We start from the raw sequence: 12789 nt of genomic DNA on the forward strand, positions 1-12789 counted from the left end.
GTTTTATTTTCCCACCTCCCGCACCGGTATCGGCGCATTGCACAGGTCGACGTGGCCGGCCGTGACCTTGCTCCACGGGCCGCCGCGGTGGCGCTGGGCTTCCAGCACGGCCTGGTAGGCGGCGCTGTCGGTGCGCATCACTTCCAGGTTCACGCGCTGTTCCGGTGGCACGCTGGCGGCCAGGCGGATGGACTTGATCGGCACGTTTTTCTCGGGGCTGTCGTAAAAGCCCATGGGCGCCGTGCCGCGCGGCAGGGTGGACAGCAATGGCATGCCGGAGACGACCCGGCCGACGACCGTGATGTCGCGGTCCAGGTGGCGCGGCGACTGGCCGATGACGGCGTACAGCTCGGTGCCGCCGCCGCTGTCGCTGGCGCTGTCGCGGCCCACGCCCACGGTGGCATAGCAATGCGTGAGCCAGGCCGTGCCGGTTTTCGGGTCGCGCGCGGACGGGAAGCCGTTCGAATGGCCGACCTGCGGCGCATAGCCGTCAACGTCCGGCAGGCGCGTGAAGCTCTTGATGTTTTTCAATGGCACGGTGAATTCGCCGGGCAGGGTGCGCTGGGCGTGCTGGATGGGCTTGGGATTTTTCTCGTTCGGATCGCCCCACTGCGCCACCCAGTTGTCCTGCGCGCGCGTGATGGCCAGGCCGTCGTAATACTGTTCGGCCACCAGGGCCTTGATGTTGGCCACGTGCTTCGGTGCGAAGTCGGGCGCCAGTTCGATCACCACGCGGCCGGCGGGAATGTCCAGGTACAGGGTGTTGTCCGGGTCCAGCGCACGCCAGTCGGACGGTTTCGAGGCCTTGATCACGTCGGCCAAGGTTGCCTTGGCGGGCAGTTCGGCGGGCGCCTTGATCTGGACAGGGGCCGCGTGGGCCGTCAGATGTGCAAGGCCCAGTACGGTGGCCATGGTCAGGCCGCTCAATGGGTGTCGATACATGTTTTCTCCTGGTGGGCGCGGGTTGCGCCGTGGAGAAAGTGTATACCGGAATGGCAATATTTCGCTGTAAAAACATTGCAGATGGCAATCCTGACAGTTGCCTGCCGATATGGCGTTTCCTTAACCTTTACTTAAAATGCCACATCGCCAAGGGCGCTGCCGAATTAATCACGAAATATCGGCCCGGGGACTGCCGTTGCGCTGGCCGGGTGGTGTATGATTCCGCCGCTACCTTTAGGGAAAAATATATGGATTTTGTGCAATTCCTCGACATGATCGTGCATGTCGACAAGACGCTGGGCCTCTTGATCGAGCAGTACGGTACTCTCGTGTATGCGGTGCTGTTTGCCATTATTTTTTGCGAGACAGGCCTCGTGGTACTGTTTTTCTTCCCTGGGGATACCTTATTGTTTATCGCCGGCGCGTTTTGCGCGACGGGACAGATGCACCTGGGCTTGCTGATCGCCTTGTTGGTGACGGCCGCCGTCACGGGCAACACGCTCAATTACTGGATAGGCGAGGCCATCGGGCAAAGGGTGTTTACCCACGATTACCGCTGGATCAACAAGGATGCCATGCGCCGCACGCATGAATTCTTTGAAAAGCACGGCGGCAAGACCATCATCCTGGCCCGTTTCGTGCCGGTGGTGCGCACCTTCGCCCCGTTCGTGGCCGGCATTTCCGACATGACGCATGCGCGCTTCCAGATGTACAACGTGACGGGCGCCCTGTTGTGGGTGGTCGGTCTGGTGACGGCGGGCTACTTCTTCGGCAATATTCCGTGGATCCGCGACCACCTGACCTTGATCGTGCTGATCGGTGTCGGCGCCGCCGTCGTGCCGGTGGTACTGGGCGGCTTGTGGAAACTCTACAAGCGCATGGTCGGCAAGTCGGCGTAAGGCTGCATGGATCCGGGGCAAGCGCGCTGCGGCTCAGCCCGCAGCCGGCCCCGGATCCCGTTTTTCTCTCCGTTGTTTCTGTATTACGCCTGCGCTGATTCAAGTTTTGTTGCTTTCCAGCCGTAAACCAGAAGGTATTCTCACTTTCTGGATTTCCATGCGACATTTGAGCGCCCTGTTAGCTTGCAGCCTTGCCGCGATGGCGGCCATGGCAAGCGCCAAAGATGCCCCCGCTTCGGCGAGCGCGGCCGCCTCCGCGCCGATGTCGGCGTCGGCGCGCGCGGCCGCCATGAAAACCCTGACCGAATCGGTGAAGGGCAAGGAGGCCAAGGCGCCTGTCGTCGTCGCGCCCACGGCGCGCGAGAAGGAAGAAGCGGCCGAAGTCGACCTGTCCGAACGCATCGCGGCGCGCCTGGCGGAAATGCGCGCCACCCAGGCGGCCCGCGCCGCCGCCCGCGCCAAGCGCGCCGCCGTGGTGAAGGCCGCGCCGCCGCCACCGCCGCCCGTGGCGCGCGGCACGCACTGGTCGTACGAGGGGGAGAGTGGTCCGGCCAACTGGAGCAAGATCAATGTCGACTGGGCCAAGTGCGGCAATGGCAACCGCCAGTCGCCGATCGATATCCGCGATGGCATGAAGGTGGAACTCGAGCAGATCAGCTTTGACTACCATCCGTCGTCGTTCAATGTGGTCGACAACGGCCACACGGTGCAGGTGGGCGTGAGCGGCGGCAATTACATCACGGTGCAGAACCGCATGTTCGAGCTGCAGCAATTCCATTTCCACCGTCCGTCCGAAGAGCGCATCAATGGCAAGGCATTCGAAATGGTGGTGCACCTGGTGCACCGCGATGCGGAAGGCCGGCTGGCGGTGCTGGCGCTGCTGCTGGAGCGGGGCGCGCCGCAAGCGACCATCCAGACCGTGTGGAACAACCTGCCGCTGGAAAAATTCGACACCATGCAGCCGACCATTTTGCTCGACCCGGCCGAGATGCTGCCGGCGCGGCGCGACTACTACACGTATATGGGATCGCTGACTTCGCCGCCGTGCAGCGAGGGCGTGCTGTGGCTGGTGATGAAGCAGCCGGTGCAGGCGTCGCCGGCGCAGATGGCGCTGTTCAGCCGTTTGTATCCGCTCAATGCGCGCCCGGTGCAATCCGGTAACGGACGCATCATCAAGGAATCCAACTAAGCGAATTCCAGGCGCTGGCGGCCGGTCCATTCGGCGCCGGCGGCCAGCAGGTCGGGCTGGATCAGGGCAGGCTCGATGCAGATGAAGCGCTGGTACTCGTCGTCGCCCAGGTCGGGCAGGGCGGCCGCGTCCTGCGCGCCGGGGTTCCACACGACGGCATCCGTGAAGCCCTGCTGCTCCAGGCGCAAGGTGTGGCCGCCGGACTGCAGGGTCAGGGCGCCCGGCAACTGGTAATAGATGCGGTCCAGCTTGTCCGAAAATTGCAGCTCATCTTCCGCCTGCAAGGCATCTTGCGGCGTCTCATCCGAATAGCGCACGCGCTGCAGGCCGCCAACGCGGGCCTCGCTCAATCGATCGATCGCAAAATAGCTGTGCAGGGCGGCCGAGAACGGAAACGCCTGTTCGCCCGTGTTGTGCACGGACAGGTGCAGTTCCAGCGATTGGCCTTGCACCGCCACGCGCAGGCGCAGGGTGAAGGCCCAGGGCCAGCTGGCGGCGATCGCCTCCGGCAGGTCCGTGTGCCGCAGGATGAATTGCGCCCATGCGGTGCCATCGGCGTCGCCCGTCGATTCCAGCTGCCAGGTCGCCACGCGCGCAAAGCCGTGGCGCATGCCCGTGCCGCGCGCGCCGAACTGGGGGAAGATCACGGGCACGCCGCCCCGGATGGCGCGGCTGCCGTCGAGGGCGGAATCGCGGCTGCAGAACAGGCACTCCTGGCCATCGCTGGTTTGCCACGAGACCAGGTGGCCGCCGTACAGGGTGACGGTCGCCTGCGCGCCATCGGCGGCGCGGATGGTCACGGCCGGCAGCTGGCCAAAGGTGCTGTTGCTCATGCTAGGCTTTCATGTCAGGTCAAACGGCTTTTCGCCAGCGGCGGATTCTTCGCAAAATAATTCTTGATGCCCGTGACGATGGCGTCGGCCATCTGGTCCTGGTAGCCGTTGTCGGTCAGCTTGGCTTCTTCCTCCGGATTCGAGATGAAGGCCGTCTCGATCAGGATGGACGGGATGTCCGGCGCTTTGAGCACGGCGAAGCCGGCCTGCTCGACGGAACCCTTGTGCAGGCGGTTGATGCCGCCGATTTCGCGCAGCACGGCCTTGCCCAGCTTCATGCTGTCATTGATCTGCGCCGTCGTCGACAGGTCGAGCAGCACGCTGGCCAGCTGCTTGTCGTGGTTCTTCACGTTCACGCCGCCGATCAGGTCGGCCTGGTTTTCCTTGTTGGCCAGCCAGCGCGCGGCCGTCGAGGTGGCGCCTTTCTCGGACAGCACGAAGACGGACGAGCCGCGCGCCGTCGGCTGGATGAAGGCATCGGCGTGGATCGAGACGAACAGATCGGCCTGCACCTTGCGCGCCTTTTCCACGCGCATGCCCAGCGGGACGAAGAAGTCGGCGTCGCGCGTGAGCATGACGCGCATGTTCGGCTGCAATTCCAGCTTGGTCTTGAGGCGCTTGGCGATGGCCAGCACCACGTCTTTTTCGCGGCTGCCCCGGCTGCCCATGGCGCCCGGGTCTTCGCCGCCGTGGCCCGGATCGAGCGCGATGGTAATCATGCGCACCACTTTCTGGCCCGGCAGGGGGCGCGCTTCGGGGCGCTGTTCCGGACGCAGTTCGGGCATGGGCGGCACGATCGGCGTTACCGGCGTGACGGCGGCCACGGGCGGCTTGCCGCTCTCGGGCAGCGGCAGCGCGGGCGGCGGCGTATGCGTGTCGGACATCAGGGGCTTGGCGGGGTCGCTCGACCAGTCGCCCTTTTCGATCATTTGCGCGATCAGGTCCGGCTCGCGCACGGGATACAGGTCGAAGATCAGGCGGTGGTTGTAGGAGCCGGCCGGCGGTAGGGTAAACAGCTGCGGCGTGACTTCCTCCTTCAGGTCGAATACGAGGCGCACGACATTGGGCCGGTTCTGGCCCACGCGCACCTGCTTGATGTACGGGTCGTTCGACTGGATCTTCGCCACCAGGCCCTTCAAGGTGGGATTGAGTTCCAGCCCTTCGATGTCGACCACCAGCCGTTCCGGGTCCTTGACGATGAAGTGGGTCGCCTTGAGGATGCTGTCGTTTTCCAGGGTGACGCGGGTGTAGTCCTCGGCCGGCCAGACGCGCACGGCGAGAATTTGCGCCGCCATCGCCGACATGGGCGCGAACACGGACAACAGCAGGGTGCCGCCGGCCTTGAGCACCGTGCGCCGGGTGATGGGCGAGGAGATCAAAGGTTCGGGGCGAATTTGAGACGGTGAAGGCATGACAGACCCAATTCAGAAGACGCTTGCAATTCTACATCACGTCCTGTACCCGCAACGTTCAAATAAATATTCAGGTCGGCAGGCGGCAGCACCGGTTCGGCTTTCTCCGGCCATTCGACGATGCAGATATTGCGTCCGTCGAAGTCTTCGCGAAAGCCCGCGTCGAGGAATTCCTCGGCACTGCCCATGCGGTACAGGTCGAAGTGGATGACGTTGACGCTCTGGCCGTCGAGCTGCACCGTGTACGGTTCTGACAAGGTGTAGGTGGGACTTTTGACGTGGCCCGCGTGGCCGGCCGCGTGCAGCAGGGCGCGCGTGAGGGCCGTCTTGCCGGCGCCCAGGTCGCCGTGCAGGTAGATCGCCAGGCCGGGCGCCAGCGCGCGCGCCAGCGCGGCGCCCAGCGCGGCGGTGCCGGCTTCGTCGTGGAGGTGGGCTGTGAAGTGTTCGGTCATGATCTTCCGTATCGCATAAAATGGAGGCTGCTGTCATTGTAACCGCCCGCGCGCCTGCCGTTTTCCGTAAAGTCCCCTATGTCCGCCACCACCACCGATCTCGCCGTCCTGGCGCGCACCATCAAGGAATGGGGGCGCGAGCTGGGTTTTGCCGAGGTGCGCATCGCCGACGTGGACCTGTCGCACATGGAAGCACCGTTGCAGGCCTGGCTCGATGCAGGGTATCACGGCGAAATGGATTACATGGCCAGCCACGGCATGAAGCGCGCGCGCCCGGCCGAACTGGTGCCGGGCACGGTGCGCGCCATCAGCGCGCGCATGAACTACCTGCCGCCGGCGCTGGGCCCCGACTGGCGCGCACACGAGGCGGTGCGCGACGCCGACCCCGCGGCGGCCGTGATCTCCGTGTATGCGCGGGGCCGCGACTATCACAAGGTGATGCGCTCGCGCCTGCAGCAGCTGGCCGACCGCATCAAGGGCGAGATCGGCGACTTCGGCTACCGCGTCTTCAGCGATTCGGCGCCCGTGATGGAAGTCGAGCTGGCGCAAAAGGGCGGCCTGGGCTGGCGCGGCAAGCACACCTTGCTGATCAACCGACAGGGCGGTTCCTTCTTTTTCCTCGGCGAGATCCTCATCGACGTGCCGCTGCCCGTCGACCCGCCGGAGACCCCGCGCTGCGGCCAGTGCTCGGCGTGCATCACGGTGTGCCCGACGCAAGCCATCCTGGGGCCGTACCAGCTTGACGCGCGCCGCTGTATCTCCTACCTGACGATTGAGCTGAAGGGCGCGATTCCCGTCGAGATGCGTCCCCTGATCGGCAACAAGGTGTACGGCTGCGACGATTGCCAGACCGTCTGCCCGTGGAACAAGTTCGCCCAGCGCGCCGTCGTGCCCGACTTCGACGAGCGCCACAGCCTGGGCAGCGCCGGCATGGTGGAACTGTTCGCCTGGACGGAAGAGGAATTCAACCGCCGCATGGAAGGCAGCGCGATCCGCCGCATCGGCCACGAACGCTGGCTGCGCAACCTGGCCGTCGGCATGGGCAACGCGGCCGCCAAGGCACGGGGCCAGGCCGACATCGTCGCGGCCCTGCTGTCGCGCCGCGCGCATCCGTCTGCCATCGTGCGCGAACACGTCGAATGGGCACTGGCCTTGCACGGCATCGCCTAGCGTTTTTTAAACCTGCTTCAGGCGCAGCGCCGACCACTCGCTGTCGATGGCGATCATCGCCACGCTGTCGAGACCTGTTGCCTGCGCATACAGGCGAATATCGTCGCGGTGGATATCGCTGCCCGCCTTGATGCCACCCTTGCGGTACGCCACCCAGACCGCGCCGCCCGGCGCCAGCCGCGCCTGCGCCGCCGGCAGGAACTGCTCCAGTTCCGCGCGGCTGCGCGCGAACAGCAGTAGCCAGTCGGCGTTCTCTCCTTCGCTCACCCGCCGTTCGGCCGGCAACTGCGCCAGCAGGGCGGCATGCTCGCCGCCGTCATTGAGCACGGCCAGGGCTCTGGCATTTTTCACAACCATTTTTTCAGCAACGGTTTTGTCGGGCATGGCATTCACGCGTGGAGGGAGAAAAGACGAGCATAACAAATTTCTCCTTGACTTATCGATATATCGTTATAAAATAGCGATACCTACTAACGATATATCTTTAAAGAGAAAACATGAGAAACTCACACCACGCAGAACACGGCCATTGCGGCCAGCATCACCATCACCATCAAGGCGGGCATCGCCACGAACACCGTCACGAATACTTCATGCACGGCCGCGGCCCGCGCGGCTTCGACGAGCGCGGCGACGGCATGGGCCATGGCGGCCCCGGTGGCCGGGGCGGGCGCGGCGAACGGGCCGAGCGCGTCTTCGGCCGCGGCGATCTGCCGCTGATCGTGCTGGCGCTGATCGAAATCAGCCCCCGTCACGGCTACGAAATCATCAAGGCCATCGAAGAGCGTTGCGGCGGCGCGTATGCCCCCAGCCCCGGGGCCGTGTATCCGACCTTGACCTTGCTGGAAGAGCAGGATCATGTGACGTCCTCCGAAAGCGCCAGCGGCAAGAAGCTCTACACGATCACGGAGCTGGGGCGCGCCTATCTCGACGAGAATCGCGCCCAGGTGGACGGCATCCTGGCCCGCCTCGACATGTTTGCCCGCGTCCAGGCGCGCAACGCCTTGCCCGAGCGCGTGCGCCAGGCCATGCACACCCTCAAGCATGCGCTGTTGCTGAACAAGACTAACTGGAGCGAAGCGGAAGCCGAACGCGTGTCCGCCGTGCTGGAACAGGCGGCGAACGCCATCGTCGACGGCCACTGAGCCCACTTTACAAGGATACGCAATGACTACTGCCTCAACTGCAATCCCACGCCCGCACGCCATCGAACGCGTGCGGCATGACTTGAAACTGCGCGTGCTCACCGTCGTGCGTACCGAACAGCTGACGCCGCACATGCGCCGCATCACACTGGCGGGCGACGACCTGGACGGCTTTGTCTCGCCCGCGCACGACGACCACGTGAAACTGTTCTTCCCCGCCCCGGGTCAGACCACGCCCGTGTTCCCCGTGCTGGGCAATGGCGCCAATCCCATCGAGTATGCGGAAGGGCCGCGCCCCATCGCCCGCAATTACACGCCGCGCCGCTACGACGCCGAACGGCGCGAGCTGGAAATCGACTTCGTGCTGCATGGCGACGGGCCTGCATCGTTGTGGGCGGCGCAAGCGGCGCCCGGCCAGACCCTGGGCGTGGGCGGGCCGCGCGGCTCCATGCTGGTGCCGCTCGACTTCGACTGGTATGTGCTGGTGGGCGACCAGACGGCCTTGCCGGCCATCGCCCGCCGCCTGGAGCAGCTGCCGGCTACGGCGCGGGCCATCGCCGTGATCGAGATCGTCGAAGACGGCGAGCAGATCGCGCTCGAGTGCGCGGCGCAGCTGGACGTGCGCTGGGTGGCACGCAATGGCCGCCAGGGTCCGCTGCTGCTCGACGCCTTGCGCCAGATCGCGCTGCCGTCAGAGGGAGACGGCTACGTGTGGGTGGCGTGCGAGCACGCGCAGGTGCAGGGCTTGCGCGGGCATTTTATCGACGCCGGGGTGCCGAAGCAGCATCTGCATGTGGCCAGTTACTGGAAGCATGGGGCGGCGGAGCACCATGAGCATCACGATGCTTGATGGTGGTAGTGGTGGTGGTGTCGGGTTACGCGCTTTGCGCTAACCCGACCTACGCCGACCTGCGTTGCAATATACGGCGTAATCCAACGTTACCGCCATTACTTCAACAACCCCGCCAGCTCCACCGCCGTCTTGACCTGCATCTTGTCGAAGATATGCGCGCGGTGGACTTCCACGGTGCGCATGCTGATGCCCAGCTTGTCGGCCACCACCTTGTTCATCTTGCCCGCCAAAATCAGGTCCAGCACTTCGCGTTCGCGCGTCGACAGGGTGGCCAGGCGCGCGTGCACGGCGGCCAGTTCGCCCGCCTGGCGCGAGTTGGCCAGGCCCTGCTGCACGCGGTCCATCAGGTCGTTGTCGTTGAACGGCTTTTCAAAGAAATCGAAGGCCCCCCGTTTCAGGCTGTCGACGGCCATCGGCACGTCGCCGTGGCCGGTGAGGAAAATCACGGGCAGGCGCGCCGTCAGGTCGCGCTTGACCAGCTGGTCGAACAGGGCGATGCCGTTCATGTCGGGCATGCGCACGTCGAGCAGCACGCAGTCGCCGGCGGCGTCGAAGCCGCCGTCGAGGCTATCGAGAAATTGCTGGGCGCTGGCGTAGCTGCGCGCCTCGATGCTGCGCGAGGCGGCCAGCCAGGAGAGGGAGTCGCGCACGACTTCTTCGTCGTCGATGATGTGTAGCATGGTGTCTCCGGCTTGTCGGTTATTCGTTATGCGTTATTGCCTGGTGCGGCGCGCGGCGCGGCCGGCACGCTGAAGGTAAAGATGGTACCGCCAGCGGGGTTGGCGCCGAAGGTCAGCGCGCCGCCGTGAAATTCGATGGCGGTGCGGCAGATGTTCAAGCCCATGCCCATGCCTTCGGACTTGGTCGAGAAAAACGGCGAAAACAGCCGCTCGGCCACGTCCACCGGGATGCCGTGGCCATGGTCGATCACGTCCACCGTCACCATGCCTTGCTGCGCGTCGTGGCTGGCCCGCAGACGCATGATACGCCGTCCGGGCGCCGCATCCTGCATGGCCTCGATGGCGTTGCGCGTCAGGTTCAGCAGCACTTGCTCGATCATCACGGGGTCGGCGCGCAGCAGCGGCAGGTCCGGCGGCAGCTCTTCCTGGATGGTGACATAGTATTTGCGCGCCTGCAGGTCGATCAGCGCGCGGATGCCGTCGATCAGGGTGCGCAGGGCGATATCCTGGCGCTGCGGTTCGCTCTTGCGCACGAAATCGTGCACGCTGCGGATGATCTGGCCGGCCCGCTGCGCCTGCGCGCTGGCCTGTTCCAGCGCCGGCTTCAGGGTGCCCGGATCGACGGGGGCGTCATGCTCGATGGCGCGCCGGATCAAATTCAAGGCCCCTGTCGTGTAGCTGGAAATGGCCGCCAGCGGCTGGTTCAGTTCATGCGCCAGCATCGACGCCAGCTCGCCCATGGTGGCCAGGCGCGAGCTCGTTTGCAGCTTTTCCTGCTGCTGGCGATTGAGTTCCTCGACGCGCTTGCGGTCCGAGATGTCGAGCACGGAACCCATCCAGCCCGTCTGCTGGCCATTCTTGTCCACCAGCGGCGCTTCGAAGATCAGCACGGGCACGCGCGTGCCGTCCGGGCGCTGGAAATAGGTTTCGAACTGCGGCGTGGGATTGCCGGCCAGGGCCTTGACGAAGCGCTGCTGGTATTCCTCCAGCGCCTCCGGCACCCAGTAGGGCATGGGCGGCAAACGGCCCAGGATTTCCTCGGGCGGATAGCCGACGATCTGGCAAAACGCCGGATTCACGTAGGTGACGCGGCCTTCCAGGTCGCGCGCGCGCATGCCCGTCACCAAAGAATTTTCCATCGCCGTGCGGAACAGCATCTGCTGGCGCAGCGCGCCTTCGGCCACCAGGCGGCGCGAGATGTGGCGCCACAGGGCCAGCAAGCTCCATAATAAACCCAGCGACAGGGCGATGACGGAGCCGACCAGCAGATTGGGCAGCAGCTTGGGCTGGCTTTTCACGCTGTCGGTAAACAGGGTGATGGTGGCGCCGGGCACGTCGAGCGCGCGCTTGTGCGTGTACACGCCGTGGCCGGGACCGGCGGCGGCGCGCCGCGCCAGCACCTTGTCGTCGCGGTCAATCAGCGAAATCTGGTTATCCTGCGCAAACCACCACGGCACCATTTCATCGAGCAGGCTGCTGATCTGATAGGTGGCCACCAGGCTGCCGACATAGCGCTGACCATCGAACAGGGGCTGGTGGTAATCCATCAGCATGGCGCCCGGCGGCGCATCGGGAAAGCCCGTCTGCTGCGAAGGCTGGGCGTATTGGCCCCGGTGCAGGCGGCGCGCATTGTCGGCCGCCGTCAGCGAGGCCGGCGCAAACGCCAGGGCGTGCGGCAGATTGTTGTCGCTGGTGGCCAGCACGTTGCCGTTGGTATCGAGCCACAGCACGCGCTGCAATTCGCGGCCATTGCGCAGCATCTGCTGCAGCCTTTCGTGCACTTTTTCCGCCGACAGGGAGCCGCTGGCGATGTCCACGCCCAGGTTGAACAGGCTTTCCTCGTTGCGCGCCAGCTGGAAGCGGATGGTCTGCTCCACCCACAGCGTATCGGCGATCAGCTGCTCCTGGCGCTCGTTGCTTTCCATCTGGCGTGCCTGCCAGGGTAGCCAGAACAGGATGGAGAGGAACAGCAGCAGCAGGATGACGGGCAGCAGCCAGCGCATCGGACTCGATAGCTTGAAGCGGCGCGCAAGGGTGGGGGGAGTCGGCATGGCTGGCAGGGTAGCGGCTTATCGGGAACCGGCTATTGTGGTTAACCACAATAGCCGAGGCAGTTTCTTTGGCACAATATTCAAGTAGACAAATAATAAAGTTTTTCTAAACACCATTCAGGAGACAAAAATGCAGATGAAAACCATGTTCGTCGCGCTGTGCGCGGCCATCGGCGCCACCGCCGGCGTCCACGCTTACGCGCAAGCCCCCATCGTCATCAAGTTCAGCCACGTCGTGGCCACGGACACGCCGAAAGGCCAGGCCGCCGAGCGCTTCAAGCAGCTGGCCGAAAAAGCCACGAATGGCAAGGTCAAGGTCGAACTGTACCCGAACAGCCAGCTGTACAAGGACAAGGAAGAACTCGAAGCGCTGCAGCTGGGCGCCGTGCAGATGCTGGCGCCATCGCTGGCCAAGTTCGGCCCGCTGGGCGTGAAGGAATTCGAAGCGTTCGACCTGCCCTACATCTTCCCCACCAAGACGGCGTTGTACAACGTCACCGAAGGCGAAATCGGCAAGAGCCTGCTGAAAAAGCTCGAGCCCAAGGGTATCACGGGCCTGGCCTACTGGGACAATGGCTTCAAGGTGATGTCGGCCAACAAGCCGCTGCATACCCCGGCCGACTTCAAGGGCCTGAAAATGCGCATCCAGTCGTCGAAGGTGCTTGACGCGCAAATGCGCGCGCTGGGCGCCAACCCGCAGGTGCTGGCCTTCTCGGAAGTGTATCAGGCGCTGCAGACGGGCGTGGTCGACGGCACGGAAAATCCGCCATCGAATATGTACACGCAAAAGATGCATGAAGTGCAAAAGCACGTGACCGTGTCGAACCACGGCTACCTGGGCTATGCCGTCATCGTCAACAAGAAATTCTGGGATGGCTTGCCGCCTGATATCCGCACGCAGCTGGAAAAAGCCATGCGCGAGGCGACCACGTTTGAAAAAGCCATCGCCCAGCGCGACAACGACCAGGCCCTCGACGCCATCAAGAAAGCGGGCAAGACGCAGATCTATACGCTGACGGTGCAGGAACAGGCCGAATGGCGCAAGGCGCTGGCACCCGTGCAGAAGGCCATGGAAGGGCGCATCGGCAAGGATCTGATCTCGGCCATCAACAAGGAAAGCGCGAAGTAAGCAGCGCTGGCCGCGCCGCCTGGCGCGGCAGGCA

General features: G+C 64.5%; 13 protein-coding genes. 6 read left to right on the top strand and 7 right to left on the bottom strand.

Annotated features, from left to right (window positions below; translation table 11 throughout):
* Positions 1 to 3 precede the first annotated feature (3 nt).
* Positions 4 to 942 carry a peptidylprolyl isomerase gene (locus IGS60_RS02625; protein WP_070312284.1) on the bottom strand — a complete coding sequence of 313 codons (939 nt, stop codon included), beginning with the start codon at positions 940 to 942 and terminating at the stop codon, positions 4 to 6.
* Positions 943 to 1190: 248 nt separating this feature from the next.
* Between IGS60_RS02625 and IGS60_RS02630 the strand changes: the two genes are divergently transcribed.
* Together IGS60_RS02630 and IGS60_RS02635 are read left to right on the top strand one after the other, a co-directional pair.
* Positions 1191 to 1841 carry a VTT domain-containing protein gene (locus IGS60_RS02630; RefSeq protein ID WP_070223029.1) on the top strand — a complete coding sequence of 217 codons (651 nt, stop codon included), beginning with the start codon at positions 1191 to 1193 and terminating at the stop codon, positions 1839 to 1841.
* 157 nt (positions 1842 to 1998) lie between these two features.
* A complete protein-coding gene (locus IGS60_RS02635; RefSeq protein ID WP_070312282.1) occupies positions 1999 to 3030 on the top strand; it encodes a carbonic anhydrase in 1032 nt (343 codons plus the stop codon).
* Here the strand turns inward: IGS60_RS02635 and IGS60_RS02640 are convergent.
* From IGS60_RS02640 to tsaE, 3 genes are read right to left on the bottom strand one after another with little or no spacing between them, the layout of a single operon-like run.
* A complete protein-coding gene (locus IGS60_RS02640) occupies positions 3027 to 3863 on the bottom strand; it encodes a D-hexose-6-phosphate mutarotase (RefSeq protein ID WP_230502190.1) in 837 nt (278 codons plus the stop codon). The two genes, IGS60_RS02635 and IGS60_RS02640, sit on opposite strands and share 4 nt — an antisense overlap.
* 14 nt (positions 3864 to 3877) lie before the next feature.
* Positions 3878 to 5275, bottom strand: coding sequence for an N-acetylmuramoyl-L-alanine amidase (locus tag IGS60_RS02645; RefSeq protein ID WP_230502192.1), 1398 nt, complete (start codon positions 5273 to 5275; stop codon positions 3878 to 3880).
* Positions 5239 to 5727, bottom strand: coding sequence for a tRNA (adenosine(37)-N6)-threonylcarbamoyltransferase complex ATPase subunit type 1 TsaE (tsaE, locus tag IGS60_RS02650; RefSeq protein ID WP_070223037.1), 489 nt, complete (start codon positions 5725 to 5727; stop codon positions 5239 to 5241). Before tsaE ends, IGS60_RS02645 begins: the two co-directional genes overlap by 37 nt.
* A gap of 78 nt (positions 5728 to 5805) precedes the next feature.
* Here tsaE and queG point away from each other — a divergent pair, with 78 nt between their 5' ends.
* Positions 5806 to 6897, top strand: a complete 1092-nt coding sequence (queG, locus tag IGS60_RS02655) for a tRNA epoxyqueuosine(34) reductase QueG (protein ID WP_230502193.1) — start codon at positions 5806 to 5808, stop codon at positions 6895 to 6897.
* A gap of 6 nt (positions 6898 to 6903) precedes the next feature.
* Here the strand turns inward: queG and IGS60_RS02660 are convergent, their stop codons facing one another.
* A complete protein-coding gene (locus tag IGS60_RS02660; RefSeq protein WP_230502195.1) occupies positions 6904 to 7248 on the bottom strand; it encodes a DUF3052 family protein in 345 nt (114 codons plus the stop codon).
* A gap of 242 nt (positions 7249 to 7490) precedes the next feature.
* Between IGS60_RS02660 and IGS60_RS02665 the strand changes: the two genes are divergently transcribed.
* Positions 7491 to 8042: a PadR family transcriptional regulator gene (locus tag IGS60_RS02665; protein ID WP_230502199.1), complete on the top strand. Its 552-nt coding sequence runs from the start codon at positions 7491 to 7493 to the stop codon at positions 8040 to 8042.
* A gap of 22 nt (positions 8043 to 8064) precedes the next feature.
* Positions 8065 to 8892 (top strand): siderophore-interacting protein, encoded by an 828-nt coding sequence (locus tag IGS60_RS02670; protein WP_230502201.1) that lies wholly within the window; start codon positions 8065 to 8067, stop codon positions 8890 to 8892.
* A gap of 98 nt (positions 8893 to 8990) precedes the next feature.
* Here the strand turns inward: IGS60_RS02670 and IGS60_RS02675 are convergent, their stop codons facing one another.
* Together IGS60_RS02675 and IGS60_RS02680 are read right to left on the bottom strand one after the other, a co-directional pair.
* Positions 8991 to 9575, bottom strand: coding sequence for a response regulator transcription factor (locus IGS60_RS02675; RefSeq protein WP_070287725.1), 585 nt, complete (start codon positions 9573 to 9575; stop codon positions 8991 to 8993).
* Between the two features lie 26 nt (positions 9576 to 9601).
* Positions 9602 to 11626 (bottom strand): PAS domain S-box protein, encoded by a 2025-nt coding sequence (locus IGS60_RS02680; protein ID WP_230502203.1) that lies wholly within the window; start codon positions 11624 to 11626, stop codon positions 9602 to 9604.
* 130 nt (positions 11627 to 11756) lie between these two features.
* On the opposite strand from IGS60_RS02680, the gene IGS60_RS02685 reads away from it, so the two are divergent.
* Positions 11757 to 12755 carry a TRAP transporter substrate-binding protein gene (locus IGS60_RS02685; protein ID WP_070223050.1) on the top strand — a complete coding sequence of 333 codons (999 nt, stop codon included), beginning with the start codon at positions 11757 to 11759 and terminating at the stop codon, positions 12753 to 12755.
* The last annotated feature ends 34 nt before the right edge of the window (positions 12756 to 12789 follow it).

It is taken from the genome of Janthinobacterium sp. FW305-128 (genome assembly GCF_020858135.1).
GTDB lineage: Bacteria > Pseudomonadota > Gammaproteobacteria > Burkholderiales > Burkholderiaceae_D > Janthinobacterium.

What these genes read in the sequence shown, in the direction of transcription:
- IGS60_RS02680 (WP_230502203.1), bottom strand. Translation starts at nt 11,626, where the DNA reads ATGCCGACTCCCCCCACCCTTGCGCGCCGCTTCAAGCTATCGAGTCCG.
- IGS60_RS02675 (WP_070287725.1), bottom strand. Translation starts at nt 9,575, where the DNA reads ATGCTACACATCATCGACGACGAAGAAGTCGTGCGCGACTCCCTCTCC.
- IGS60_RS02665 (WP_230502199.1), top strand. Translation starts at nt 7,491, where the DNA reads ATGCACGGCCGCGGCCCGCGCGGCTTCGACGAGCGCGGCGACGGCATG.
- IGS60_RS02625 (WP_070312284.1), bottom strand. Translation starts at nt 942, where the DNA reads ATGTATCGACACCCATTGAGCGGCCTGACCATGGCCACCGTACTGGGC.
- IGS60_RS02685 (WP_070223050.1), top strand. Translation starts at nt 11,757, where the DNA reads ATGCAGATGAAAACCATGTTCGTCGCGCTGTGCGCGGCCATCGGCGCC.
- IGS60_RS02630 (WP_070223029.1), top strand. Translation starts at nt 1,191, where the DNA reads ATGGATTTTGTGCAATTCCTCGACATGATCGTGCATGTCGACAAGACG.
- IGS60_RS02640 (WP_230502190.1), bottom strand. Translation starts at nt 3,863, where the DNA reads ATGAGCAACAGCACCTTTGGCCAGCTGCCGGCCGTGACCATCCGCGCC.
- IGS60_RS02670 (WP_230502201.1), top strand. Translation starts at nt 8,065, where the DNA reads ATGACTACTGCCTCAACTGCAATCCCACGCCCGCACGCCATCGAACGC.
- IGS60_RS02645 (WP_230502192.1), bottom strand. Translation starts at nt 5,275, where the DNA reads ATGCCTTCACCGTCTCAAATTCGCCCCGAACCTTTGATCTCCTCGCCC.
- IGS60_RS02635 (WP_070312282.1), top strand. Translation starts at nt 1,999, where the DNA reads ATGCGACATTTGAGCGCCCTGTTAGCTTGCAGCCTTGCCGCGATGGCG.
- queG (WP_230502193.1), top strand. Translation starts at nt 5,806, where the DNA reads ATGTCCGCCACCACCACCGATCTCGCCGTCCTGGCGCGCACCATCAAG.
- tsaE (WP_070223037.1), bottom strand. Translation starts at nt 5,727, where the DNA reads ATGACCGAACACTTCACAGCCCACCTCCACGACGAAGCCGGCACCGCC.